The organism is Nakamurella flava (assembly GCF_005298075.1).
Classification (GTDB): domain Bacteria; phylum Actinomycetota; class Actinomycetes; order Mycobacteriales; family Nakamurellaceae; genus Nakamurella; species Nakamurella flava.
Map to the genome: position 1 here is coordinate 649,707 of NZ_SZZH01000003.1, position 23,272 is coordinate 672,978.

Sequence of the window (23,272 nt, forward strand, 5' to 3'; positions counted from 1 at the left end):
GAACAGGAGGGTCGGGATGGCCGATCGTGCGGTACCGGCGCTGCCGTCGCGTGATCTCGCGGCCACCCGGGCGTTCTACGGCGGGTGGGGTTTCACGTGCACCTACGACGCCGACGGCTGGCTGATCCTGCAACGGGGACCGTTGCACCTGGAGTTCTTCGCCCACCCGGACCTCGACCCGGCCACCAGCCATTTCCAGTGCTGCCTGCGGGTCGCCGATCTCGACGGGTTGTGGAACGCGATCCGGACCGCCGGGGTGCCGGTGGCCGATCGCGGATTCCCCCGACTCCATCCGCCGCGGATCGAGAGCTGGGGCGGCCGGGTCGGCTTCCTGATTGACCCGGACGGCACGCAGATCAACCTCATCGAACGGCCCGACTCCTAGAATCCGCCCGAAGCGTCGGCCACCGACCCGGTGACGGATCAGTCCCGTAGGTGACGCAGGTAGGCGCCCGGTCCGTCCAGGAAGCGCCGCCAGTGCTGCACCAGCTCCAGGTCCTCCCAGGCCACCCGTCGCAGGCCCCAGTCGCCCACCTCGTAAATGTCGGCCCCCGGGGTGGCGGCGACGATGGGGGAGTGGGTCGAGACGATGGCCTGCGTGCGTTCGCTGACCGCGATCTCGGCCAGCAGCCCGACCAGGGCCAGGCTGCTGGAGAACGACAGCGCCGCCTCCGGTTCGTCCAGGACGTAGAACCCGGGCGAGTCGAAGCGGTGCGCCAGGACCGCGAGAAAGGACTCGCCGTGTGACATCTCGTGGAACGCCGGCTCCATCGACTTCCCTGGGTTGGCTTCCAGGTACGAGTAGAAGCCGTGCATGGTCTCGGCCCGCAGGAAGAAGCCCCAGCGGGCGGCGCCGGGATTGCGCACCAGGGACAGCGACTCGTGCAGCGGTGACTCGGACGCCCGGCTGGTCAACCGCGCACCGATCGAGCCGCCCTCCGGGGACAACCCGTAGGCCATCGCGATGGCCTCGACGACCGTCGACTTGCCGGCGCCGTTCTCGCCCACCAGCACCGTCAACGGCCCCAGGTCTAGCCCCTCGTCCACCAGTTGCCGGGCCGCCGGCAGGGTGCCCGGCCAGACGTGCGGATCCAGCGGCCTCCCGCGTTCACCGGACACCCGCCGCACGGGCCGTCGGATCCCGGGCTGTGTGGTCACTGTCGGCCCTCCAGATCGTCACCGGCGGGCCCTCGGCCGACCCCGCCGGGTCAGCCTGACACGGCCCACCGACCGGTCGGCGCTGGCCGCGGCTCGGTTCCACCTGACCGGTGCGCGCCGGGCCGGGCTACGGTGCTGGCCGTGCCGACGCTCACCGCCGACGACCCGTTGCCCGCGCTGCCGTCCCGGGTGCTGGTCAGTGGCAGCAGCGGGTCCGGCAAGACGACCCTCTGTACGGCGATCGCCCGCGTCCTCGACCTGCCGTACACCGAGCTCGACAGCCTGCACCACGGGCCGGGCTGGATCCCCCGCGCCGACTTCGTCGCCGATGTGCGGGCCATCGCCGCCGCGCCGCGATGGGTGTCGGAATGGCAGTACCAGGCCGTCCGCCCGCTGCTGCTGGCCCGTTGCGACCTGGCGGTCCACCTCGATCTGCCCCGAGCGCTGGTGATGAGCCGGGTGGTCCGCCGGACGGTCCGGCGGTCCGTCGGCCGGGTCGAACTGTGGAACGGCAACCGGGAACCGGCGCTGCGCACGTTCTTCACCGATCCGGACCACATCGTCCGCTGGGCGTGGCGGACCCACGGCCGCAGCGCCGAACGGCTGACCCAGATCCGCACGGCCCGCCCGGACCTGCCGGTGGTCGTCCTTCGCTCGCGGGCCGAGGTGAATCGGTGGCTCGATGTCCTGGCGGACGTGCGGTGAATCCGTCCGGTGGCGGTCGCGTCGAATTTCCGTAATATCGGATTCACGGAGGTCCGAGGCGGAGGTGGCCAATGGCGGAGCGGCAGCGCAGCAGACGGTGGAGCCCCCGGGTGGGGGCACTCGTACTCGGCGGGGTCCTGCTGACGGCCTGTTCCGGGGGATCCGTGACCGCGCCCGACGCCACGGTCTCCAGTGCGGCGGCGGAGTCGGTGGAGAGTTCGACCTTGTCCTGCCCGGCCCCGGGCGTGGTCGACACCGCGACGGCCGCCGGGTGGACCGGATATCTGGCCGCGCATCCCGACCAGGTCGCCGTGACGATCGACGACGGTCGTGGGAACGGGCTGCGCCACCGGGGCGGGGACGCCCAGCCGGCCGCCTCGGCCGCCAAGATCGTCCATCTCGCCGCCTACGCTAGGGCCGTCGACGCCGGGACCATCGACCCCGAGCAGCTGATCACGGTGGGCGAGTGGGAACGGTGGTATCTGCCCGGCCTGGACGGCGGCGCCCACCCGGCCGCGCTGGCCGAGCTCGGCGTCGCCCTGGACGGCCGCGGTCTCGCGGCCGCCGACCCGAGCACTCCGGTCACCCTCGACGACCTGGCCCACGCGATGATCCGGTTCAGTGACAACGCCGCCGCCGACCTGCTCCGCGACCGCCTGGGCGATGCCACGTTGCAGTCGGTCGTCGAGTCGGTCGGCGGTGAGCTGCCGTCCGGCAGCGCACCGGTCGTGGAGCTGCCGTCGTTCCTCGGCGCCCAGATCGCCCTGCTGGACTCCTCCGGCACATCGGCCGACGGCGCCGCCGACCTGGCGGCCGCCCAGCGCTACGCGACCGACGAGGCCGAACGGCGACGGGTGCAGGCGCTTCCCGTGCCGCCCATCGGGACTCAGCTGACCTGGGCCGACGGGACGCCTACCGCCTCGGTCGACACCCTGTCCGCCGTCGCGGCCGATCTGGTTGCCGCGGCCGACGACCCGGGCCGGACCGGGGCCCGGCTGGCCCGGACCCACCTGGAGTGGCCGCCCGTCCCGGACGGGGCGGTGGGGTTGGGTGCCAAGGGTGGATCACTGCCCGGCGTCCTCACCGAGGTGTTCGTCCTGCGGCGGGACGACGGCACAGTCGGCCGCGCCGCGCTGATGGTGCGGGGGATGGACGCGCAGGACTGGTCGACGGCGGTGGGGTCCTTCGCCCACCAGGAACTGTTGCTCGACGCCCTGCAGAACCCCGACACGCTGGCCGCGTTGCGCTGCGGGTCGTCCGCCCGGTGACCGTCGGGCGGTGCGGGATAGTGCAGCCATGGCGGACAGCGACGGGCAGCGGGCGGCGGAAACCTCGCCGGACCCGGTCGATCCCGGCCCCCGGACGGCGGAGCGGCTGGCCGCACTGGAGGTGCGGGTCACGGCCCTGGAGGCGGCCCGACCGTCGGGGCCGACGACTGCCCTGGAGGGGGCCGACCCGACCGCCGGGGACCCGCCGGCCGGGGGTGCGGTCTCCTATCGCGGTGACGTCACCCTGCACGGGCGCGTCGCCTGGTCGATCGAGCTGGCGACCGAGGCGATCCTGCAGCTGCCCGAGACCAGCGGCACCGCTGTCCTGGCCGGGCTCGGCCACCCGGCCCGGGCCGCCATGGTGCGGCGGCTGCTGCGCGGGCCGGCGGGGGTGACCGATCTGCAGCAGGCCGTCGGCAGTTCGTCGACCGGGCAGCTCTACCACCACCTGCGCACCCTGACCGGTTGCGGGCTGGTGGAAGCCGACGGGCGGGGCAGCTACCGGGTGCCGGCGACCGCCGTCGTCCCCGCGCTGACCCTGCTGCTGGCCGCGGCCGACGTCGCTGGTCATCTGGGTACCGCGGCGCCGCCGTTCCAGGGTTGACCCCCTCCTGACTTCCGCTCCGCTATTCAGGGTAGCCTTGCCTAACCCCCTGATGCCTGGAGTGTGCCCGTGTCGCTTCTGTTGTCTCATCGGCCGTCCCGGCGGCCCGCCCTGCTCGTCCCCGCCGCCGCCCTGGCCCTGGTCGCTGGACTGACCGCCTGCTCGTCGTCCACCGGCTCGGCCGGGTCCACCACCACGGCGTCCACCGTCAGCACTTCCCCGTCGGCTACCTCTGCGGCCGTCTCCGGGAGTGCATCGGCCGCCGTCACCGCCGGCTACCCCGTCACTATCGACCACATCTTCGGGTCGACCACCATCGCCACCCAGCCCCAGCGTGTGGTCACCGTCGGCTTCAACGAGCAGGACTTCGCCCTCGCGCTCGGGGTCGTCCCGGTCGGCACCCGGGAGTTCATCGGCAACGACTTCGCCCGGCGACCGTGGGCGCAGGAGGCCCTCGGCGGAGCGACCATCCCCACCGTGGGCGAACAGCAACTCAACCTGGAGCAGATCGCGGCGGCCGATCCCGACCTGATCCTCGGCCCCTATGCGTTCCTCGACCAGAACATCTACGACCAGCTGTCGGCGATCGCCCCCACCGTCGGCGACCTGGCCCCGGCGGGAGCGGTCAGCTGGCAGCAGGAACTGGCCGCTGTCGGCACCGCCCTGGACAAGTCCGCGCAGGCCCAGGAGCTCGCCGCTTCCGTCGAACAGCGGTTCACCGACGCGAAGACGGCCCATCCCGAGTTCGCCGGGAAGACCCTCGCCCTGGTGCTGCTCCTGGACAGCGGCTACTACGTCCTCGAGCCGACGGATCCGCGGATGCGGTTCTTCACCGACCTCGGCTTCAGTGCGCCCTCCGTCACCGGGCAGATCGCCGCCGAGAACACGGCCGACCTGAACGCCGACGTGGTCGCCGTCCTCGGCGCCGCCCAGGCCGAGTTCACCGCCGACCCGCTGGTGCAGAACCTGCCCGCCGTGACGGAGAACCGGGTCGTCTACTTCGGCCCGTTCACGGGTGACTTCGCCGGAGCCCTCGGTTTCTCGAGCCCGCTGAGCCTGCCGTACGCACTGGATGTGGCCGTGCCCCGACTGGCCGCCGCGGCCGACGGCGACCCCGCCACCGTCCCCGACGCCGTCTGATCACCGAGCCTGGAGCGTCGTGCTCGCCACGCGGGCACGACGCTCCACGATCGGCTCAGCCCGCGGGGTGGGGCGGCCCGTCCGGCGAACGCCGGGTCTGCCAGAGGTACATCAGGCCGATGACCGGCAGGATCACCGGGACGTACCCGTAGCCACTGCCGAAGCGCGACCAGACCGTGTCACGGGGGAAGGCGGCGCCGTCGAAGATCGACAGCAGCCCGACGACCAGCACCCCGGCCATCTCGGTGCCGACCGCGGCCCAGGCCAACGGACGGGACCAGCTCCGGTCGGTGACCAGACCGACGGTCGCGGCGACGTAGACGACCCCGGAGAACAGGGACAACGCGTACGCCAGCGGGGCCGCGTCGAACTGGGTGGTGATCTGCACGATCCCGCGGGCCGTCGCCGCCAGCGCGAACACCGCGTAGAGGGCGATCAGCACCCGGCGAGGGCCCGTCGGCGGGCCCTCCAGCTCGGTCCGGTCGACCGCATCCGGCGCCGGGTCGCGGAGCGGCTCAGACATGGCCCTGCCAGAGCTGCAGCAAACGCAACGTCATCACGGCGACCACCACCGCAGTGAAGCACAGGGCGATCGACCCCCACCGGGTCCGCTCCAGCCGGGCGAGATAGAACCCCAGCGCGAGCGGGGCCAGGATGCCCACCGAGTACGCGATGAACGTCACCGGCTCGGTGACGCTGGCCCCACCGGCCAGCCGGACGAGGGCGATCACCGTCTGCACCAGCAAGCCGGCCTCCACGACGATGGCGCCCCACATCTGCGCCTCGGTCGTCGGGCGGCGACGGTAGGCCTGCCACCCCGTCCACGCGGCGAGAACCAGACCGGCGGTCAGCACGCCGTACCCGAGCCAGGAGATCACGGCACCACGCTAAACGGGCGGCGCGGCCCGGCCGGACGATCCGCGTCGGGGGAGCCGGATCGACCACCGGCCCGCGAGCACCGAACGGGCGGAACTCCCGACGGCCGGGTGGGGCGTTGCTACCGTCGGCGGCGTGTCAGTACCCCCCACCCCCACCTCCCGAGCCGCCGGCCCGCCGCCACGTCGGACGCCGCGGCCGACCGGACCGGAGCGCCCGACCGCGGCGACGCCTTCCGACCTACTGCCCGGGGTGTTGCTGTTCGTCGCGGGTCTGCTCGTCGGGGTCGCCGCCCTCGTCGGGGTGGTCGCCGCCGCCGACGGCGGACCCCGGGGTGGGGTGCCGGTGGCCGCGTTCGTCGCCGCCCTCCCGGGCCTGGCCGCCCTCGTCCTCGGGGCCCGCCGGCCGACCGCCGGGCTGGCCCTCGCGGCCGCCGCCGGCTGGTGGGGCCTGGCCCGGCTGCTGAACGACCTGTCGCTGCTCGGCGATCCGGGGGCCGTCGTGCGTCCCGAGTTGTTCGCCGAGACCTCCGCCCGTTCGCAGCCGTTCGGCTCGGCGTCCGGGGTGGGGGTGCTGCTGGTGGCCGACGTGCTCGCGATCGCCGCCGCGGTGCTGGCCACCCGGGCCGTCGCCCCCCGACTCCTGCCGGATCGGCCGACCGCGTCATCGCTGTTCGGCGACCCGGGCGCGGCCGAGGACGCCCCCGAAACCGGGCCCGCGACTTCCGGGCGAACCCGCTGGTCCCTGCCGGTGGTGCTGGTCGGGTTGCTCGGGGTGGTACTCGTCGCCGTCGGGGCGCTCGATCCGGGATATGTGGGCGGGTTCCTGGACCTCCGGGCGCTCCCACCCGGGACCACCCTGCTCGGGGTGCTCGGACTCGGCCTCGCCGTCATCGTCGCCGCGGGCCTCGTCCTGGTCGCCGGGGCCACCCGCCGTTCGCTGGCCGTCCCGCTGCTGGTGGGGTCGGCCCTGGCGGCCGCCGTGCCCTTCCTGGTGGCCCTGGTCGTGGTCATCGCCTGGAGCGATGACCGGCCTCCGGGCCTGGCCGGGTCCATCTGGTGGGGCCTGGCCGGCGCGGTGCTGCTCGGCGTGGCCGGCCTGCTGGCCCCGCGGGACGAAGACGCCGACAGCGGCCACGCGGCCGAACGGCCGATGGCCGCCACCGGACCGTCCGACGACGGGTCGCGGTTCACGCTGCTGAGTGGGGTGCTGGCCCTCGTCGGCGGCGCGGCATGCCTCGGGGCGGCAGTCGCCCCGTTCCTACTCCTCGACGGGGCGGAACCCGTCGGCGCGACCGCCGAGGTGGTCGCCCCGCTCGCCGCCCCCTTCGTGGTCGCCTCGGTGCCGCTGCTCCTCGCCGGGGTCCTTACGCTGGCCGCGCCGACCCGCCGGGCCGGGCTGGTCGCGGCCGGGGTCGTCTGGGCCGGGCCGCTGCTGGCGTCGACCCAGGCCCTGGCCGTCCGCGAGGCCGTGCTGTTCAGCGCCGCCCGCCCGGTCGACAACGGGCGGGCCATGGCCGTGCCGACCTGGACCGACGGCACCGGGTTCTGGCTGGCCTGGTCGGCGGTGCTGGCCGCCCTCGCCGCGGCCGTCCTCGGGGCCGTCGCCGCTCGCCGGTTGGCCGACGCCGTGACCCAGATCCACGACGACGTCTCGGTGGCCGAGAGTCGTCCGGTCCGGACCGGGGCGGCCATCGGCCTCGCCGTCCTCACACTCGTCGCCCTGAGCCTGCCGGTCTGGAGCACCCTGGGCACCGGGGCGTCGAGCACGCTGCTGTCCGGCTACGACGTCCAGACCTGGGGACACTGGGCCGTGGCCATCGCGGTCCTCATCGCGGTCGCCGCCGCGGCCCGCACCCTGCGGACCGACGTCGCCATCGCCGCACCCCTGGCGGCCGCGGCCGCGGCCGTTCAGCCCCTGCTGGTGCCCGCGGCGATCCGCGGCCAGGTCGGGTTCACCTGGGGCGCCGGGCTCTGGCTGATCGGCGCGCTCGTCGTGGCGCTCATCGCGTCCGCACCGGTCTTCGGCGCCCAGGCCAAGCGCATCCGCCCGCGAACGGACCGCGCCCGGCTGCCCGCCTGACCGACCGACTCGTACCCAGGTGCGGCGAACAGGACATCTGCGCCGGTCCGGGGCGGGAAACCCCGGATGAATGTGGCCAGAGCCACGGTCCCGGTGGGGGAGGACCGGGTCTGCACGTCGGACGAGGTGACTAGGGTCCATGAGGTCACCGGTCCGTGGGCGCCCGAGGTGGTCAGCCGAGCGACGCCGGAGCGGTGATCCGCCCGATTGTTCGAATGGCCGGCGCTGCGGTGCCGTCCGATCCGAGGAGCCGACCGCCATCCCGGCGGCGGCCCCGCCAGGGAGACCACGTGGATCTGTACGAGTACCAAGCCAAGGACATGTTCCGTGAGCACGGCGTCCCCGCTCCGGCGGGTCGTGTCGTCCGTTCCGTGGACGATGCCGCGGCCGCCGCCGAAGAATTCGGGCTGCCGGTCATGGTCAAGTCCCAGGTGAAGATCGGCGGCCGCGGCAAGGCCGGCGGCGTCAAGTTCTCGCCGACCATCGACAAGGTCCGGGAGAACGCCGGCAACATCCTCGGCCTGGACATCAAGGGCCACATCACCCGGCAGATCCTCATCGCCCCGGCGTCCGACATCGCCGAGGAGTACTACGTCTCGTTCCTGCTGGACCGGGCGAACCGCACGTTCCTGGCCATGGCCACCCACGAGGGCGGCATGGAGATCGAGCAGCTGGCCGAGGAGCGCCCCGACGCGCTCGCCAAGATCCCGGTCGACGCCCTGACCGGGGTCGACCTGCGCAAGGCCGAGGAGATCGCCGACGCCGGCAAGTTCCCGGCCGAGGTCCGCGACCAGGTCATCCAGATCCTCATCAAGCTGTGGGAGACCTTCGAGGCCGAGGACGCCACCCTCGTCGAGGTCAACCCGCTCGTCCGCACCCCCGAGGGTGAAGTCATCGCCCTCGACGGCAAGGTCTCGCTCGACGAGAACGCCGCCTTCCGCCACCCGGACCACGCCGCGCTGGCCGACGCCGAGGCCGAGAACCCGCTCGAGGTCCGGGCCAAGGAGAAGGGTCTGAACTACGTCAAGCTGGACGGCCAGGTCGGCATCATCGGCAACGGCGCGGGCCTGGTCATGTCCACCCTGGACGTCGTCGCCTACGCCGGTGAGCAGCACGGCGGGGTCACCCCGGCCAACTTCCTGGACATCGGCGGCGGCGCCAGCGCCGAGGTGATGGCCAACGGGCTGGACATCATCCTGTCCGACCCGGACGTCCGCTCCGTGTTCGTCAACGTCTTCGGCGGCATCACCGCCTGTGACGCCGTTGCCAACGGCATCGTCAAGGCCCTCGAGATCCTCGGCGACGCGGCCACCAAGCCGCTCGTCGTCCGCCTCGACGGCAACAACGTCGAGGAGGGCCGTCGCATCCTCAACGAGGCCGCCCACCCGCTCGTCACCCAGTCCGACACGATGGACGCCGGCGCCGACAAGGCCGCCGAGCTCGCGCACGCAGGAGTCTGAAACCGATGGCCATCTTCCTGACCGAATCGTCCAAGGTCATCGTCCAGGGCATGACCGGCTCCGAGGGCATGAAGCACACCCGCCGCATGCTTGCCTCGGGCACCCAGATCGTCGGCGGCGTCAACGCCCGTAAGGCCGGCACCACCGTCGAGATCGACGGCACCACCCTGCCGGTGTTCGGCACCGTCGCCGAGGCGATGAAGGAGACCGGCGCGGACGTCAGCGTGCTGTTCGTCCCGCCGGCGTTCACCAAGGACGCCATCATCGAGGCGATCGACGCCGAGATCCCGCTGGCCGTCGTCATCACCGAGGGCGTGCCGGTGCACGACTCGGCCAAGGCCTGGGCGCACGCCGTCGCCACCGGCAACAAGACCCGGATCATCGGGCCGAACTGCCCCGGCATCATCTCGCCCGGCAAGTCCAACGCCGGCATCATCCCGGCCGACATCACCGGCCCCGGCAAGATCGGCCTGGTGTCGAAGTCGGGCACGCTGACCTACCAGATGATGTACGAGCTGCGCGATCTCGGGTTCTCGACGGCCATCGGCATCGGCGGTGACCCGATCATCGGCACCACCCACATCGACGCCATCGCCGCGTTCGAGGCCGACCCGGAGACCGAGGCCATCGTGATGATCGGCGAGATCGGCGGCGACGCCGAGGAGCGGGCCGCGGCCTACATCGCCGAGCACGTCACCAAGCCGGTCGTCGGCTACGTCGCCGGGTTCACCGCCCCCGAGGGCAAGACCATGGGTCACGCCGGCGCCATCGTCTCCGGTTCGGCCGGCACCGCGCAGGCCAAGAAGGACGCGCTCGAGGCCGTCGGCGTCAAGGTCGGCAAGACGCCGTCGGAGACCGCGCGTCTGCTGCGCGAGGTCATCGCTTAGCTCATCGGCGAGACCCTTCGTCGAGCCCGGGTGGACCCTTCCGGTCCGCCCGGGCTCGACGCGTTCTGCGGCCGTGGTTGCGGCGGACGAGCGTCGCTGAGCGTTCTTTTCCCGCCGGAGCGCCGACCCCGACGGGCCGCGATCGACGGTGACGACGTCCCGGGGAAGGGTCGAGGGCGCGGGTAGCGTCGATCGGGTCCGTTCGGGCCGCCCCAGGACGGTCCGCCGCAGACCGACCGGGCGCGAGCGGCCTGGCGAGGGGGAGCACCGAGGATGAACCAGCCTGCACCCGAGCAGTCGACCGGAGCCGAGCGGTCCGGTGACCACCTGCCGGCGGCGGGCGACGCCGGCTGGGACGACGACGGCCGGGACACCGGGCCGGTGCCGGTTGTCCCGCGGTCCGGGGATCCGGCCGTTCGACCCGGAGGGGGTCCGCCACCCGTCGGGCCCGCCCCCACGACCGCGCCGCCGTTCGGTCCGCCTCCGGCGCCCCCGCCGTTCGGTCCGGCCGGCTTCGTCCCGCCCGGGGCGGTCGCCTACGGCGTCAGCACCGACGGGCCAGGGGTGCCGGACTCGCGGGCCGACGGGACCGGTGGCACCGGTGTTCCCCGGGCGCTGACCGCCGTCGTGGCCCTGCTGGGGATCGTCAACCTGATGGCCGGGTTCCTGCCCGAGGTCTCGCTCCCCGAGGCCACCCGCAACGCGGCCGCCAGTGTGTCCGTCTACGCCGTCGGTCCGGGTTGGGTGCCGTTGCTGCTGCTCATCGGGGGGCTCCTCGCTGCCGGGGCCCTGATGCCGGGGGGAGCGGACCTCCGGTTCGCCGCCGCGGCCGTGTCGGTGGCCGGTGCGATCGGCGCGGTCATCGGCCTGGGCATTCCGAACGGCTTCGAACAACTCCTGGGCAACGGACGCGGCAACGGCGCCGGCGCGCTCCTGCTCTTCATCGTCGGCACCATCCAGGCCGTCGTCGCCATCGCCGCGCACGTCATGGGCAGCGGTCCTCAGCAGCCTTCGGACCGGACCGCCGCCGGCCGGTGGTCGTCGGCGGCGCAGCGCCCTGCGGACAGCGGCTCGCACCCGTTCCCGGGCGGGCCGGTCACCTCCGGGTCGTCACCCTGGGCGCCGGGGGCGGCGCCGCCCCCCGCCCCGCCCGCCGGGAGCGGCCCCGTCCAGTTCCCCGGCGGCCCCCGGCGCTGACGGCCGTGGCCGCCGCCGGTCGGCGTGCTTCCCCGACGGCCCCGCGGTCCTGGGGTGAAATGGTCGGATGAGCCGACAGCTGGTCGAGGAGCGGCCGACCGCCGTCGACCCACCCGACCGCAAGCGCCCCATGGAGTGGGCCGACCTGTGGAACGCGTTCCCGGCCGGTACCTGGGTGGCCGCCGCAGCGGCGGTCCGCGGGGCGGTGGTCGCCGTCACGGGGATCGTCGCCACGATCAGCCTGGCCGTCGTGATCTGGGCGATCACCCCCCAGTCCGGAGACGACGCCACGGCCGCCCTGCACGCCGGGTTCGCGGCGCTCGCCGCGGCCAACCTGCTCCCCATCAGCATCGGCGGCGTCGCGTTCCGGTTGTCGCCGCTGCTGCTGACCCTGCTACTGGGTGTGCTGCTCGCCTCGACCGCCCGGCGCGGCCGGTTCCGACCGACCGGTCGGGCTCAGGAGGCGATGGTCACCCTGGTCGGCGGCGGGGTCTACGGCCTGCTCGTCCTGGTCCTCACCCGCGGTTTCGGTGACGAGGGCGTCGTCGCCCCCGGCGTGGGCCCGTTCGTCGTCGGCGTACTGGGTTTCGCCGTGGGCACCCTGGGGCGGGACTCGGCCTGCCGGGCCTGGTGGCGGGCCATCGTTCCGCAGTGGGTGACGGTCGCCGTCCGCGCCACAACGGTGGGGTCCGTCGCGCTGTTCGGCGGCGCGGCCGCCCTGTTCGCCGTCTCCCTGGGCCTGCACTTCTCGTCCGCCCTCACGGTCGGGTCGGCCATCGCCCCCGACGGTCTGGACGGCGCCGGTCTCGCGCTGCTCAGCGTCGTCTACCTCCCGAACGCCGTGCTGGCCACCCTGGGGTACAGCCTGGGGGCCGGCGTGCACGTCGGGCCCGGTTCGTACCTGCCGTGGGGGGCCACCCCCGCCGAACTGCCCGGCCTGCCGTTGCTGGCTGCCCTGCCCACCGCGCCGGGCCCGTCTGCAGCCCTGGCCGCGCTGGCCGTCCCGGTGATCGCCGCCGGTCTGCTCGGCTGGACCGTGGTCCGCGGGGGTCTGCCGACCCGGCAGGACCGCGTGCTGGCCGCGGTGACCGCCGCCGTGATGAGCGCGGTCGTCGTGGGGCTGGCCGTGTTCGCCGCCGGTGGCGGGGTCGGCGCCGGACGCTGGGCGGACATCGGCTCGTCGGCCCCGGTCGCGGCCGCTGTGGTCGCGGTCGGCTTCGCGTTGGTCGGCGGGGCCGTCGCCGCCCTCACGGCCGTGCGCACGGTGCCGTGGCGGCTGGGCCGGGTGTCCAGCCGGCCGGCCCAGCGCCGTCCCCGGACCACCCGGCGTCCTGCTTCGGCCGCCTCGCGATCGGCCGCCGCGGGGGCCGGGCCGGCTGTCGCCGGGACCGAGATCGCAGACGACGACCAGGAGGCCGTGCCGGACGACGAAGTCGCGAGCGCCGACGAGGCGACGGTCGACGGTGACCCGACCGACGACACCATGGACGAGAACACCACGGACGACGACGAGTCGGCCGACGTCGCGGGCGACGCCGCCGGGATCGATGACGCTGACGCGTCCGCCGAGGCCGACACGGACGATGCGCACACGGACGAGATCGACACGGACGACACGGACGACGCGGACGACCGGCCGACGACCCCGCCGGCGAGCGACGCCACACCCCCGGCCGACCGGGGCTGATCGGCCCGCGCGCGGTCGTCCTGACATGCCTGCCCGACTGGCCTGATCGGCCCGCGCGCGGTCGTCCTGAGATCCCTGCCCGACTGGCCTGATCGGCCCGCGCGCGGTCGTCCTGACATGGCCGACTAGCCTTGGACCCGCCGTGGGATCGGGACCCACGGCCGGATCGCCCGGCCGGGCCGTCGACGCGGGCGCGTCGAGGTATGGCCCGGCCGCAGCAGCCGAGGAGCGCAGTGTCAGCAGTGCACCCGTCCGCCGGGACGGCGGTGTCCACCCCCGCATCCACGTCCGGACCGACAGCACACCCGCGTCGCGTGGTGGTCCTGGCCTCCGGGTCCGGCACCCTGCTGCAGGCGCTGCTCGACGACCCGGCTCCGCGCCCCTACGAGGTGGTCGCCGTCGGATCCGACCTGGCGGCCTGCCGGGCCCTGGAACGGGCCGTCGAGCACGGGGTGCCGACGTTCACCGAACGGGTGCGCGACCACTCCGACCGCGCGTCCTGGGACGCCGCCCTGGCCCGCCGGTGCGCGGAGTTCGGGGCCGACCTGGTGGTGCTGGCCGGGTTCATGAAACTGGTCGGGCCCCGGTTCCTCGACGCCTTCGACCACCGGGTGCTCAACGCCCACCCGTCGTTGCTGCCGTCGTTCCCGGGGATGCACGCCCCGGCCGACGCCCTCGAACACGGCGTCAAGCTGACGGGTTGCACGGCGTTCCTGGTCGACACCGGGGTGGACGCCGGCCCGATCGTCGCCCAGCGGGCGGTCCCGGTACTGGACGACGACACGGTCGAGACCCTGCACGAACGCATCAAGGTGACGGAACGAACCCTGCTGGTGGACGTGGTGCGGTCGTTGACCGCGGCGCCCTACCGCGTGGACGGACGAAAGGTACGGCTCGGATGAGCGAGAGCACCACCCCCGCCCCGGCGGACGAGGCGGCCAGCGGTCGTCGGCCCATCCGGCGGGCCCTGCTGTCGGTGTCCGACAAGACGGGCCTGATCGAGCTGGCCACCGCACTGCACGAGGCCGGCGTCGCTCTGGTGTCCACCGGCGGGTCCGCACGGGCGATCGCCGACGCCGGTATCCCGGTGACCCCGGTGGAGGACGTCACCGGGTTCGCCGAGTGCCTGGACGGCCGGGTCAAGACGCTGCACCCGGCGGTGCACGGCGGCCTGTTGGCCGACACCCGGCGCCCCGAGCACCTGCAGCAGATCGCCGACCTCGGGATCGAGCCGTTCGAGCTGGTCGTCATCAACCTGTACCCGTTCCGCGAGACCATCGCCTCCGGCGCCGGTTTCGACGAGAGCGTCGAGCAGATCGACATCGGCGGGCCGGCGATGGTGCGGGCGTCGGCCAAGAACCACCCGTCCGTCGCGATCGTCGTCGACCCGGCCCGGTACGACGAGGTGCTCGCCGCGGTCGGGGCCGGGGGCTTCACGCTGGCCCAGCGGACGGCGCTGGCCGCCGCCGCGTACGCGCACACCGCCGCCTACGACGTCGCCGTGGCGTCCTGGCTGTACGGCCAGGTCGGGCGGTCCGATCCGGAGTCGGATGGTTGGCCGGAGTTCACCGGCGCCACCTGGACCAAGGCCGGTGCGCTCCGCTACGGCGAGAACCCGCACCAGCGGGCCGCGCTGTACCGGCACTGGCGGCCGGGCCTGGCCGGGGCGACCCAGCTGCACGGCAAGGAGATGAGCTACAACAACTACGTCGACGTGGACGCGGCCTGGCGGGCGGCCAACGACTTCGCCGATCCGGCGGTCGCGATCATCAAGCACGCCAACCCGTGCGGCATCGCCACGGTCGTCGGCGGGGACGCCGACCCGGCCGCCGCGGTCGCCACCGCCCACCGCAAGGCCCACGAGTGTGACCCGGTCTCCGCGTTCGGCGGGGTCATCGCCGTCAACCGTCCGGTCTCGCTGGCGATGGCCGAGCAGGTCGCGGAGATCTTCACCGAGGTCCTGCTGGCTCCCGGGTTCGACGATGCGGCCGTGGCCGTCCTGACCCGCAAGAAGAACATCCGCCTGCTGGTCATGCCGGAGGGTTCGGTCCCGGATCCGCTGGAGTTCCGGGCGATCTCGGGCGGCCTGCTGGTGCAGGAGCGCGACGCGATCGACGCCGACGGGGACTCGCCCTCGACGTGGCAGCTGGCCGCGGGTGCGGCCGCCGACGAGGCCACCCTGGCCGATCTGGAGTTCGCCTGGCGGGCCTGCCGGGCGGTCAAGTCCAACGCGATCCTGCTGGCCACCGACGGTGCGAGCGTGGGGATCGGCATGGGCCAGGTCAACCGGGTCGACTCGGCGCGGCTCGCCGTCGAGCGGGCGGGGGAGCGGGCGGCCGGGGCGGTCGCCGCGTCCGATGCGTTCTTCCCGTTCGCCGACGGCCTGGAGATCCTGCTCCAGGCCGGGGTGCGGGCCGTCGTGCAGCCGGGTGGTTCCGTGCGGGACGCCGAGGTCGTGGCGGCGGCCGAGGCCGCGGGGGTGTCCCTGTACCTGACCGGGACCCGGCACTTCTACCACTGACGGAGCGGCCGATGGTGCTGGACGAGGGGGTCGCGGAGTACCGGGACGAGGACTTCCGCGACGTGGACCTGCGGGACCGGGACCTGACCGATCTGCGGTTCGTCGGCTGTGACTTCAGCGACGCCACCCTGGCCGGCAGCCGCCTGCGGCGGGTCGTCTTCGAGCGGTGCACGTTCGTCGGGACCGAGTTCTACGGCAGCGAGCTGCGCGGGTGCACGCTGCTGTCGTGCCGGGTCGACCGGTCGGCTTGGCACGGCGCGACGATCACCGACAGCCGGCTGGTCGGCACCGCGTTCACCGACTGCCGGCTGATCCCGCTGACCGTCCGCGACACCGACCTGACGTTGGTGTCGCTCGGCGGCGCCCGGCTGGCCGGGACGGACCTGTCCGGCCTGCGGTTGCGGGAGGCGAACCTGACCGGCGCCGACCTGCGGGGGTGCGACCTGGCCGGGGCCGATCTGACCGGGGCGCGGCTGGCCGGTACCGAGCTGGCCGGCGCGGACCTGCGGGGGGCCCGGCTGGACGTGGACGCCTGGATCGGGGCGCGGCTGCGGGGGGCGCGCATCGACGTCGACCAGGCGCTGCGGTTCGCGGCGGCGCACGGTCTGGTGCTGACGGATGGCGACGACCCGGAGGGCGCGGCCTGATCGGGCCGGGCGCGGACGCACGGACCGGCGGGTCGGCAGTGGCATCATGGCCTGTCGTGACCAGGACGACCGCCGCTGACTCCGCGCCCACCACCGCACCGGCCGGGGCGACGGTGCTGGACGGCAAGGCCACGCTGGCCGCCATCAAGTCCGAGCTGCGCGAGCGGGTGGCCGCGCTGGCCGAGCGGGGCGTGGTGCCCGGCCTCGGCACCATCCTGGTGGGCGACGATCCGGCCAGTCACTGGTACGTCGCGGCCAAGCACCGCGACTGCGCGCAGCTGGGCATCGCCAGCATCCAGCGTGAACTTCCGGCGGGCAGCACCCAGGCGGACGTCGAGGCCGTGGTCGACGAGCTGAACGCCGACCCGGCCTGCACCGCGTTCCTCATCCAGCAGCCCACCGGCCTGGACGAGTACGCCCTGCTGTCCCGCGTCGACCCGGTCAAGGACGTCGACGGCCTGCACCCGCAGAACCTGGGGGCCCTGGTCCTCGGGCATCCCGCACCGCTGCCGTGCACGCCGCTCGGCATCATCGAACTGCTCCGCCGCTACGACGTGCCGCTGAACGGCGCCCACGCCGTCGTCATCGGCCGGGGTCTGACGGTCGGTCGCCCGATGGGTCTGCTGCTGACCCGGCGCACCGAGAATTCGACGGTGACGCTGTGCCACACCGGCACCCGTGACCTGGCCGGCCTGGTCCGGCAGGCCGACATCGTGGTGGCCGCCGCGGGGTCGCCGGGGATCGTCACCGCCGACATGGTCAAGCCCGGCGCGGCGGTGCTGGACGTGGGGGTGAGCCGGGTGGACGGCCGGATCGTCGGCGACGTCGACCCGGGGGTGGCCCGGGTGGCCGGGTTCCTGGCGCCGAACCCCGGTGGCGTGGGTCCGATGACCCGGGCCATGCTGCTGGCCAACGTCGTGGCCGCCGCCGAACGGGCCTGACCGCCGCCATGACGGTCGACCGGCGGGTATTGCGGGCCATTCCCATCGCCGTGGTGCTGGCGGTGGTGGTGGTCGCCTTGGTGCTGATCTCGCTGGCCCACTGGCGGCGCGGCGCCTTCACCCTGGGCCTGGCGATGGGCGTGGCCGGCACCCTGCGCTGGGTGCTGTCCGAACGGTCGGCCGGGGTGCTCGCCGTGCGCGGGCGGCGGTTCGACGTGCTCTTCTACTACGGCTGCGGGCTCGGTCTGGTGCTGCTCACCGTGGCCTCGCTGCCGGTTCCGGAGTAACGCGTCGCTCCCAGCGGCAGTGGGCGGCGCCGCCGGCTAGGACCCGGCGCGTCCGTCCCGACCGGCTGCGGTATCGGGGTCGGCCAGGCGATCCGGACCCGGCGCGGAGCCTGGATCGGCCAGTCGATCCGGACCCGGCGCGGAGTTCGGGTCGGCCAAGCGGTCAAAGACGCGCAGCAGGGTCTGCGCTTCCTGCTCACCGAGGTGCGCGGTGAACTCCCGGGCGATGCCGGCGTCGTGGAGTGCGCGGGCCGCCTGGACGGCGCTGTGCCCCTCCTCGGTGAGGCTGACCAGCACGCCGCGGCCGTCGCGGGGGTCGGGTTCGCGGTGCACGAGGCCCTGCTCGCTGAGTCGGGTCACCTTGCGGGAGAGTCCGGGCTGGGACAGCACGACCCGATCGACGAGGTCCTTCAGTCGCAGTCGGCCACCGCTGTCGGCCACCTGCAGCAGGACCTCGTAGGTGCTCAGCGGCACCTTGCCGGCCTCGTCGAGATCGCGGGCCAACCGGCCCACGATGCGGGCGTGGGCGCGGACCATCCGGGGCCAGACGTCCGCGCGGACGCTGTCGGTGGCGGAGGTCACCGCGCCGTCGGCGTCGGGTGCGGGCGTGCTGCTGTCGGTCATGGGCGTTCCCTGGCTCTCGATGCCGTCCACCAGCAGGGCCACCTTTCGGTCACCCCGCCGCGCCCCGACGCTGCAGCCTGACGGTACGGTCTGACGGAGGTTCCCGCAGTCGCAACACCCCGGCCGAACATGCCGGTGGAGCGGAATGCGGGACGTCCCGGTGGCAGGCCCGGACCGGGGCGAGACACGTGAGAAGGGATCGCCCACCAGCATGGCGAAGATCAAGGTCGAGGGAACGGTCGTCGAGCTCGACGGCGACGAGATGACCCGCATCATCTGGCAGTTCATCAAGGACAAGCTGATCCTGCCGTACCTGGACGTCAACCTCGAGTACTACGACCTGGGCATCGAGAGCCGGGACGACACCAACGACCAGATCACCATCGACGCCGCGCACGCGATCCAGAAGCACGGGGTCGGCGTGAAGTGCGCCACCATCACCCCCGACGAGGCCCGCGTCGAGGAGTTCGGCCTGAAGAAGATGTGGCGGTCGCCCAACGGCACCATCCGCAACATCCTCGGCGGCGTGATCTTCCGCGAGCCGATCATCATCTCGAACATCCCGCGGCTGGTACCCGGCTGGACCAAGCCGATCATCGTCGGCCGGCACGCCTACGGCGACCAGTACCGGGCCACCGACTTCCGCTTCCCGGGCGAGGGTCAGCTGACCATCACCTTCACCCCGGCCGACGGTTCCAAGCCGATCGAGCACGTCGTGTTCGACGCCCCCAGCTCCGGGGTGGCGATGGCCATGTACAACCTGGACGACTCGATCCGCGATTTCGCGCGGGCGTCGTTCAACTACGGCCTGTCCCGCAAGTACCCGGTGTACCTGTCGACCAAGAACACGATCCTCAAGGCCTACGACGGCCGGTTCAAGGACCTGTTCCAGGAGGTCTTCGACGCCGAATTCATCGACCAGTTCAAGGCCGCGGGCATCATCTACGAGCACCGGCTCATCGACGACATGGTCGCCTCCGCGCTGAAGTGGGAGGGCGGCTACGTCTGGGCCTGCAAGAACTACGACGGTGACGTGCAGTCCGACACCGTGGCCCAGGGCTTCGGCTCGCTCGGCCTGATGACCTCCGTTCTGATGACCCCGGACGGCAAGACCGTCGAGGCCGAGGCCGCCCACGGCACGGTCACCCGGCACTACCGCCAGCACCAGGCGGGCAAGCCGACGTCGACCAACCCGATCGCGTCGATCTACGCCTGGACCGGTGGTCTCAAGCACCGCGGCAAGCTGGACTCCACCCCCGAGGTCACCGGCTTCGCCGAGACGCTCGAGGACGTGATCATCAAGACCGTCGAGAGCGGGAAGATGACCAAGGACCTCGCGGCGCTGGTCGGTCGGGATCAGGCCTGGCTCACCACCGAGGAATTCCTGTCCGCGCTGGACGAGAATCTCTCGACCCGCCTGAAGTAGTCCCGGCGTGCCCATCACGATCGCCACGGCGAACGTCAACGGCATCCGGGCGGCGGTACGTCGGGGTTTCGCGGGCTGGTTGGCCGCGCGGAACCCCGACGTGCTGTGCCTGCAGGAGGTCCGGGCCGGCGAGTCCGACATCCCGGCCGGTACCTGTGACGGCTACCACCTCGCCTACCACGAGGGGTCGCAGAAGGGTCGGGCCGGTGTCGCCGTCCTGACCCGGACCGCCCCGGAGGCCGTCCGGGTCGGGTTCGGCTCGGCGGAGTTCGACACCCAGGGCCGGTACATCGAGGTCGATCTACCCGGTCCGACACCGGGTGACCCGGCCGGCCGGCTGACGGTGGCGTCGCTGTACCTGCCCAAGGGGGCGGCGAGCGGCGAGATCCTCGACAGCAAGCTGCGTTTCTGCAAGCAGCTCGCCGAGCACGTGCGATCCCGGTCGGCGGAGGCGGAAGCCACCGGCGGTGCCTACCTGGTGGCCGGTGACTTCAACATCGCCCCCACCCAGGACGACCTGAAGGCGTGGAAGACCAATCTCCGCTCGCCCGGGTTCCTGCCGGTCGAGCGGGAGTGGTTCGCGGACCTGCTGGCCCCGCCCGGTGGCGAGGGTGCCGATTCCGGGACCGCCCCCGCGGTGGTGGATGTGCTGCGTCGCCTGCATCCCGACCGGCCCGGCCCGTACACGTGGTGGTCGTGGCGGGGGCGGCAGTTCGACAACGATGCCGGCTGGCGCATCGACCTGCACCTGGCGTCACCGTCGCTGGCCGCCACGGCCATGGTCGGGGGAGTGGACCGCGAGGCGTCCTACGAGGCCCGGGTGTCCGATCACAGCCCGGTCTGGGTGGATTACGGCTGGGCATCGAGCTGACAGGATCGGCGGGTGACCGTCCAGGGGTTGACAGGTGCACCTGTCCGCGGGTTACGGTCCGATGATCACGCCCCGGCCGGTATCCGGCTGGGAACGACGAGTGAGGCGGTGGACATGGACGGGCTGACCCGCCGCCGTTCCGTCCCCGCCACCCGGGCCCCGTCCGCCCGTCTGCATCTGCGCCGCCACGTGGACCTGGTCCGCGTCGCCAGCGCGCTCTGTTCGCTCTGAACGACCCGCTCCCCGCTTCGGTCTCTTCCCCCGCCGGCCCGCCCGGCGGAGTGGGTGTCCGAAGCTCGGTCGAGTGCGTCGTCCCGGTCGTCCCGTCCACCGCGGCCGATCGGATCCCCGCTCTCCCGGCCCGCCGGGGGTGAGTCCGGGCGATCCGTCGGCCTCCCGGAAGGCCAGCAGATGCGCGTGAGCGCCCCCACCTCCTCTCCCATTCCCGGTCCGTCGCCCGCGCCCCCGGTGCTGGTCGACCTGCACCAGCACCTCTGGCCGGAACCGCTGGTCGAGGCGCTGCGCCGCCGGCTCAGCGCCCCGCGGCTGGACGGCTGGACGTTGCATCTGGACGGGGAGCCGCCGTACGCGGTGAACCCGGCCGACCACGACCCGGTCGCCCGGCGAGCGGCCACGGACACCGTCCTCGGGACGGACGGATTGGCGCTGATCAGCCTGTCCAGCCCGCTGGGGCTCGAAGCGCTGCCGGTCGACGAGGCCGCGCCGCTCCTCGACCTCTGGCACGACGGCGCGGCCGCGCTGGCCCCGCAGTTCGGGGCCTGGGCGTCGGTGAGCAGCCGGGAGCCGGACCTGGGCGACCTGGCCGGCCGCCTGGCGCCGGGTTCCGGCGGCGGGTTCGTGGGACTGCAGGTGCCGGCCTCCGACCTGCTGACCCCGTCCGCCGTGGAACGGCTCGCGCCGGTGCTCGCGGTCGCCGAGGCCGCCGACCGACCCGTGTTCGTCCACCCCGGCCCGGTGCCGGCCCCGGCGAACGGTTCGGCGGCCGACCGGGCCGGACTGCCGTCCTGGTGGGTCGCCACCGTCGACTACCCGGCCCAGCTGCAGGCCGCCTGGTGGGCCTGGCTGGTGGCCGGCCGGTCGCTGCTGCCCCGGCTGCGGATCTGTTTCGGGGCCGCCGCCGGCTTGGCGCCGTTGCAGCACGAACGGCACACGGCTCGCGGTGGCCGCCCCCCGGTGGTCGACCCGCTGACCTTCGTCGAGGTCTCGTCCTACGGCGAACAGGGCCTGGACGGCCTGCTCCGGTCCCTGGGCATCGACCCCCTCGTGTTCGGCACCGACACCCCCTACGTCCCCGCGTCCGGACCCGCCGCGATCCCTGCGTTGCGCAAGCTCGGCCCCGCCGCCGAGCGCGCGGTCCGCTCCGTCAACCCGTTGCGTCTGCTGACCGGACGCCCGCTCGAAGGACACACCGCATGAAGACCATCGAACTGTCCGAGCTCCCCCTGACCGACGACCGGGGGGTGGACACTGTCCCCACGCCGTCGGACACCGCCGCCGACATCGCCGGTCGTTGGCCGGCCGAGGCGGTCCCCGCCCGGGCTGCCGTGGCGCTGGAGGATGCCGCGCTGCCGGGCGAGAACGGCGAGCCGGCATTGGATCTCGACACGCTGCCCGGCCGGGAACTGGACCACGCCGAGCTGCGGGCGCTGGCCGCCCGGTTGGCCGGTCGCGCCGAACTGCTGGCTCCGCACATTGCGTTCGACGACGAGCACCGGCACTTCGTGTCGCTGCACCGGGATCCGAACGTCGACGTCTGGCTGATCTGCTGGACCCCGGAGAACGACACCGGCTGGCACGACCACGACACGTCCTCGGGCGCGGTCGCGGTGGTCAGCGGTGAGCTCACCGAGCACAACCTGGCCGTCGGCGCCGACGCCGACAACGGGGTGGCCACCAGCGTTCCCGGCGGCCGGGTGTTCAGCTTCGGCCCCGACCACATCCACCGGCTGACCGGCAAGGCCGCCGGCAGCGTGTCGGTGCACGCCTACTCGCCGCCGCTGTGGCGGATGGGTCAGTACACGCTCGGGGCCGGGGGAGTGCTGCGCCGCAGGTCGGTGTCCTACGCCGAGGAGCTGCGTCCGGCCGACGACGGCGGCGCCCCCGCCTGACCGTGCCGCGCCGGAGCGGGATCGGGCGCCCCGCCCGATCCGCTCAGTGCGCCGCCGACGTCCCCGGCAGGAGGTGCTCGTCGGCCCACAGCAGGCGCAGCCAGAGGTCGTCGAACGCGGGGATCGCGTCGATCACCGGCGACAGGTCGTCGAGCCGGACACCGGGGACCGTGAGCCCGAGGACGATGCCGGCCAGAGCCACGTCGACGTCCCCGGCAGCGACCCACAGCGCGCCGGTCAGCCGCCGTGGGTGGACGAGCAGACCGTCGCCGGTCCAGTCCGCCGCCCCGCCGACCGTGCGGAGCGCCTCGACGGCGGCCAGCGCGGCGGGTGCGGTGCGGGCCGGGCCGATCAGCGTGCTGGGGCCCTCGGCCAGCGCGGCCAGCACCAGGGCCAGCGGGACCAGGCGGGGCATCCCGGTGAGGTCGAAGCGGCCGCCGCGCAGGTCGCCGGAGGTCGAGCGGCTGGTCGCGGTCAGGCCCTCGGCGGTCCGCACCACGTAGACGCCCAGCCCGGCCAGCAGGTGGCGGATGCGGTCGTCCGCCGCGCCGTCGGTGCCGTGACCGGTGGGCCGCGGCCAGCCCTGCACGACGACGGTGCCGGTGGTCACCGAAGCGGCCGCCAGGAACGCCGCCGCGTGGTACGGGTCGAAGGGCCGGTCGGGGACGGTCGGGCGGACCCGTCCCCGGACGGGGATCTCCGCGGTCGGCACATTCCAGACCCGGAATCCCGTCGGTCCCACGGTCGATGACGTCATGGTCG

At 73.5% G+C, this 23,272-nt stretch carries 25 protein-coding genes; 20 read left to right on the forward strand and 5 right to left on the reverse strand.

Annotated elements, in window-relative coordinates:
- Positions 1–16: 16 nt before the first annotated feature.
- Complete coding sequence (locus FDO65_RS14820; protein WP_137450442.1) at positions 17–385, forward strand: bleomycin resistance protein; 369 nt, start codon at positions 17–19, stop codon at positions 383–385.
- Positions 386–423: 38 nt separating this feature from the next.
- Here the strand turns inward: FDO65_RS14820 and FDO65_RS14825 are convergent, their stop codons facing one another.
- Positions 424–1,158: an AAA family ATPase gene (locus FDO65_RS14825; RefSeq protein ID WP_240757625.1), complete on the reverse strand. Its 735-nt coding sequence runs from the start codon at positions 1,156–1,158 to the stop codon at positions 424–426.
- 141 nt (positions 1,159–1,299) lie between these two features.
- Here FDO65_RS14825 and FDO65_RS14830 point away from each other — a divergent pair, with 141 nt between their 5' ends.
- From FDO65_RS14830 to FDO65_RS14845, 4 genes are all read left to right on the forward strand, one after another.
- On the forward strand, positions 1,300–1,863 hold the full coding sequence (locus FDO65_RS14830) for a P-loop NTPase family protein (RefSeq protein ID WP_137450443.1): 564 nt from the start codon (positions 1,300–1,302) through the stop codon (positions 1,861–1,863).
- 110 nt (positions 1,864–1,973) lie between these two features.
- A complete protein-coding gene (locus tag FDO65_RS14835; RefSeq protein ID WP_166442201.1) occupies positions 1,974–3,131 on the forward strand; it encodes a serine hydrolase in 1,158 nt (385 codons plus the stop codon).
- A 28-nt stretch (positions 3,132–3,159) separates the two neighbouring features.
- Entirely contained in the window at positions 3,160–3,735 is a 576-nt protein-coding gene (locus tag FDO65_RS14840) for an ArsR/SmtB family transcription factor (RefSeq protein ID WP_240757626.1), read from the forward strand.
- Between the two features lie 69 nt (positions 3,736–3,804).
- Positions 3,805–4,875, forward strand: coding sequence for an iron-siderophore ABC transporter substrate-binding protein (locus FDO65_RS14845; protein ID WP_205850049.1), 1,071 nt, complete (start codon positions 3,805–3,807; stop codon positions 4,873–4,875).
- A gap of 55 nt (positions 4,876–4,930) precedes the next feature.
- Here FDO65_RS14845 and FDO65_RS14850 read toward each other — a convergent pair whose 3' ends face one another.
- Both FDO65_RS14850 and FDO65_RS14855 read right to left on the reverse strand, forming a co-directional pair.
- Positions 4,931–5,398: a hypothetical protein gene (locus FDO65_RS14850; protein ID WP_137450445.1), complete on the reverse strand. Its 468-nt coding sequence runs from the start codon at positions 5,396–5,398 to the stop codon at positions 4,931–4,933.
- Positions 5,391–5,753, reverse strand: a complete 363-nt coding sequence (locus FDO65_RS14855) for a hypothetical protein (protein WP_137450446.1) — start codon at positions 5,751–5,753, stop codon at positions 5,391–5,393. The genes FDO65_RS14850 and FDO65_RS14855 overlap by 8 nt, the downstream gene beginning before the upstream one ends.
- A gap of 133 nt (positions 5,754–5,886) precedes the next feature.
- On the opposite strand from FDO65_RS14855, the gene FDO65_RS14860 reads away from it, so the two are divergent.
- The 10 genes from FDO65_RS14860 (at position 5,887) to FDO65_RS14905 (ending at position 17,460) form a co-directional block, all read left to right on the forward strand.
- Positions 5,887–7,833, forward strand: a complete 1,947-nt coding sequence (locus FDO65_RS14860; RefSeq protein ID WP_137450447.1) for a hypothetical protein — start codon at positions 5,887–5,889, stop codon at positions 7,831–7,833.
- A 290-nt stretch (positions 7,834–8,123) separates the two neighbouring features.
- Positions 8,124–9,293, forward strand: a complete 1,170-nt coding sequence (sucC, locus tag FDO65_RS14865) for an ADP-forming succinate--CoA ligase subunit beta (protein WP_137450448.1) — start codon at positions 8,124–8,126, stop codon at positions 9,291–9,293.
- A 5-nt stretch (positions 9,294–9,298) separates the two neighbouring features.
- The gene (gene sucD / locus FDO65_RS14870) at positions 9,299–10,180 is read left to right on the forward strand and encodes a succinate--CoA ligase subunit alpha (protein ID WP_137450449.1); all 882 of its coding nucleotides are present in this window, start codon (positions 9,299–9,301) and stop codon (positions 10,178–10,180) included.
- Positions 10,181–10,453: 273 nt separating this feature from the next.
- A complete protein-coding gene (locus FDO65_RS14875; protein ID WP_137450450.1) occupies positions 10,454–11,377 on the forward strand; it encodes a DUF5336 domain-containing protein in 924 nt (307 codons plus the stop codon).
- A gap of 67 nt (positions 11,378–11,444) precedes the next feature.
- The gene (locus FDO65_RS14880; RefSeq protein ID WP_137450451.1) at positions 11,445–13,064 is read left to right on the forward strand and encodes a cell division protein PerM; all 1,620 of its coding nucleotides are present in this window, start codon (positions 11,445–11,447) and stop codon (positions 13,062–13,064) included.
- A gap of 233 nt (positions 13,065–13,297) precedes the next feature.
- Positions 13,298–13,966, forward strand: coding sequence for a phosphoribosylglycinamide formyltransferase (gene purN, locus FDO65_RS14885; protein WP_240757627.1), 669 nt, complete (start codon positions 13,298–13,300; stop codon positions 13,964–13,966).
- On the forward strand, positions 13,963–15,585 hold the full coding sequence (purH, locus tag FDO65_RS14890) for a bifunctional phosphoribosylaminoimidazolecarboxamide formyltransferase/IMP cyclohydrolase (RefSeq protein ID WP_137450453.1): 1,623 nt from the start codon (positions 13,963–13,965) through the stop codon (positions 15,583–15,585). The genes purN and purH overlap by 4 nt, the downstream gene beginning before the upstream one ends.
- 11 nt (positions 15,586–15,596) lie before the next feature.
- The gene (locus FDO65_RS14895) at positions 15,597–16,232 is read left to right on the forward strand and encodes a pentapeptide repeat-containing protein (protein WP_137450454.1); all 636 of its coding nucleotides are present in this window, start codon (positions 15,597–15,599) and stop codon (positions 16,230–16,232) included.
- A 56-nt stretch (positions 16,233–16,288) separates the two neighbouring features.
- Positions 16,289–17,173 carry a bifunctional methylenetetrahydrofolate dehydrogenase/methenyltetrahydrofolate cyclohydrolase gene (locus FDO65_RS14900; protein WP_240757628.1) on the forward strand — a complete coding sequence of 295 codons (885 nt, stop codon included), beginning with the start codon at positions 16,289–16,291 and terminating at the stop codon, positions 17,171–17,173.
- A gap of 8 nt (positions 17,174–17,181) precedes the next feature.
- The gene (locus FDO65_RS14905) at positions 17,182–17,460 is read left to right on the forward strand and encodes a DUF3017 domain-containing protein (RefSeq protein WP_205850050.1); all 279 of its coding nucleotides are present in this window, start codon (positions 17,182–17,184) and stop codon (positions 17,458–17,460) included.
- A gap of 36 nt (positions 17,461–17,496) precedes the next feature.
- Here the strand turns inward: FDO65_RS14905 and FDO65_RS14910 are convergent, their stop codons facing one another.
- Positions 17,497–18,084, reverse strand: coding sequence for a MarR family winged helix-turn-helix transcriptional regulator (locus tag FDO65_RS14910; RefSeq protein ID WP_166442202.1), 588 nt, complete (start codon positions 18,082–18,084; stop codon positions 17,497–17,499).
- A gap of 211 nt (positions 18,085–18,295) precedes the next feature.
- Between FDO65_RS14910 and FDO65_RS14915 the strand changes: the two genes are divergently transcribed.
- The 5 genes from FDO65_RS14915 to FDO65_RS14930 all read left to right on the forward strand — a co-directional run bounded on the left by FDO65_RS14915 (position 18,296) and on the right by FDO65_RS14930 (position 22,510).
- Positions 18,296–19,510 carry an NADP-dependent isocitrate dehydrogenase gene (locus FDO65_RS14915; protein WP_137450456.1) on the forward strand — a complete coding sequence of 405 codons (1,215 nt, stop codon included), beginning with the start codon at positions 18,296–18,298 and terminating at the stop codon, positions 19,508–19,510.
- Between the two features lie 13 nt (positions 19,511–19,523).
- The gene (locus FDO65_RS14920; RefSeq protein WP_137450687.1) at positions 19,524–20,381 is read left to right on the forward strand and encodes an exodeoxyribonuclease III; all 858 of its coding nucleotides are present in this window, start codon (positions 19,524–19,526) and stop codon (positions 20,379–20,381) included.
- Between the two features lie 114 nt (positions 20,382–20,495).
- The gene (locus FDO65_RS23220) at positions 20,496–20,612 is read left to right on the forward strand and encodes a putative leader peptide (protein ID WP_338101054.1); all 117 of its coding nucleotides are present in this window, start codon (positions 20,496–20,498) and stop codon (positions 20,610–20,612) included.
- Positions 20,613–20,798: 186 nt separating this feature from the next.
- Positions 20,799–21,818, forward strand: a complete 1,020-nt coding sequence (locus FDO65_RS14925; protein ID WP_205850051.1) for an amidohydrolase family protein — start codon at positions 20,799–20,801, stop codon at positions 21,816–21,818.
- Complete coding sequence (locus FDO65_RS14930) at positions 21,815–22,510, forward strand: cysteine dioxygenase (protein ID WP_137450457.1); 696 nt, start codon at positions 21,815–21,817, stop codon at positions 22,508–22,510. The genes FDO65_RS14925 and FDO65_RS14930 overlap by 4 nt, the downstream gene beginning before the upstream one ends.
- Positions 22,511–22,553: 43 nt before the next feature.
- On the opposite strand, the gene FDO65_RS14935 is transcribed toward FDO65_RS14930, so the two are convergent.
- A complete protein-coding gene (locus FDO65_RS14935) occupies positions 22,554–23,267 on the reverse strand; it encodes a 3-phosphoshikimate 1-carboxyvinyltransferase (RefSeq protein WP_137450458.1) in 714 nt (237 codons plus the stop codon).
- Positions 23,268–23,272: the final 5 nt, after the last annotated feature.

Bases quoted from the DNA above. Each gene is read 5' to 3' on its own strand.
- FDO65_RS14820 (WP_137450442.1), top strand. From the start codon at position 17: ATGGCCGATCGTGCGGTACCGGCGCTGCCGTCGCGTGATCTCGCGGCC.
- FDO65_RS14840 (WP_240757626.1), top strand. From the start codon at position 3,160: ATGGCGGACAGCGACGGGCAGCGGGCGGCGGAAACCTCGCCGGACCCG.
- FDO65_RS14850 (WP_137450445.1), bottom strand. From the start codon at position 5,398: ATGTCTGAGCCGCTCCGCGACCCGGCGCCGGATGCGGTCGACCGGACC.
- sucD (WP_137450449.1), top strand. From the start codon at position 9,299: ATGGCCATCTTCCTGACCGAATCGTCCAAGGTCATCGTCCAGGGCATG.
- FDO65_RS14875 (WP_137450450.1), top strand. From the start codon at position 10,454: ATGAACCAGCCTGCACCCGAGCAGTCGACCGGAGCCGAGCGGTCCGGT.
- FDO65_RS14880 (WP_137450451.1), top strand. From the start codon at position 11,445: ATGAGCCGACAGCTGGTCGAGGAGCGGCCGACCGCCGTCGACCCACCC.
- purH (WP_137450453.1), top strand. From the start codon at position 13,963: ATGAGCGAGAGCACCACCCCCGCCCCGGCGGACGAGGCGGCCAGCGGT.
- FDO65_RS14895 (WP_137450454.1), top strand. From the start codon at position 15,597: ATGGTGCTGGACGAGGGGGTCGCGGAGTACCGGGACGAGGACTTCCGC.
- FDO65_RS14905 (WP_205850050.1), top strand. From the start codon at position 17,182: ATGACGGTCGACCGGCGGGTATTGCGGGCCATTCCCATCGCCGTGGTG.
- FDO65_RS14910 (WP_166442202.1), bottom strand. From the start codon at position 18,084: ATGACCGACAGCAGCACGCCCGCACCCGACGCCGACGGCGCGGTGACC.
- FDO65_RS14915 (WP_137450456.1), top strand. From the start codon at position 18,296: ATGGCGAAGATCAAGGTCGAGGGAACGGTCGTCGAGCTCGACGGCGAC.
- FDO65_RS23220 (WP_338101054.1), top strand. From the start codon at position 20,496: ATGGACGGGCTGACCCGCCGCCGTTCCGTCCCCGCCACCCGGGCCCCG.
- FDO65_RS14930 (WP_137450457.1), top strand. From the start codon at position 21,815: ATGAAGACCATCGAACTGTCCGAGCTCCCCCTGACCGACGACCGGGGG.
- FDO65_RS14935 (WP_137450458.1), bottom strand. From the start codon at position 23,267: ATGACGTCATCGACCGTGGGACCGACGGGATTCCGGGTCTGGAATGTG.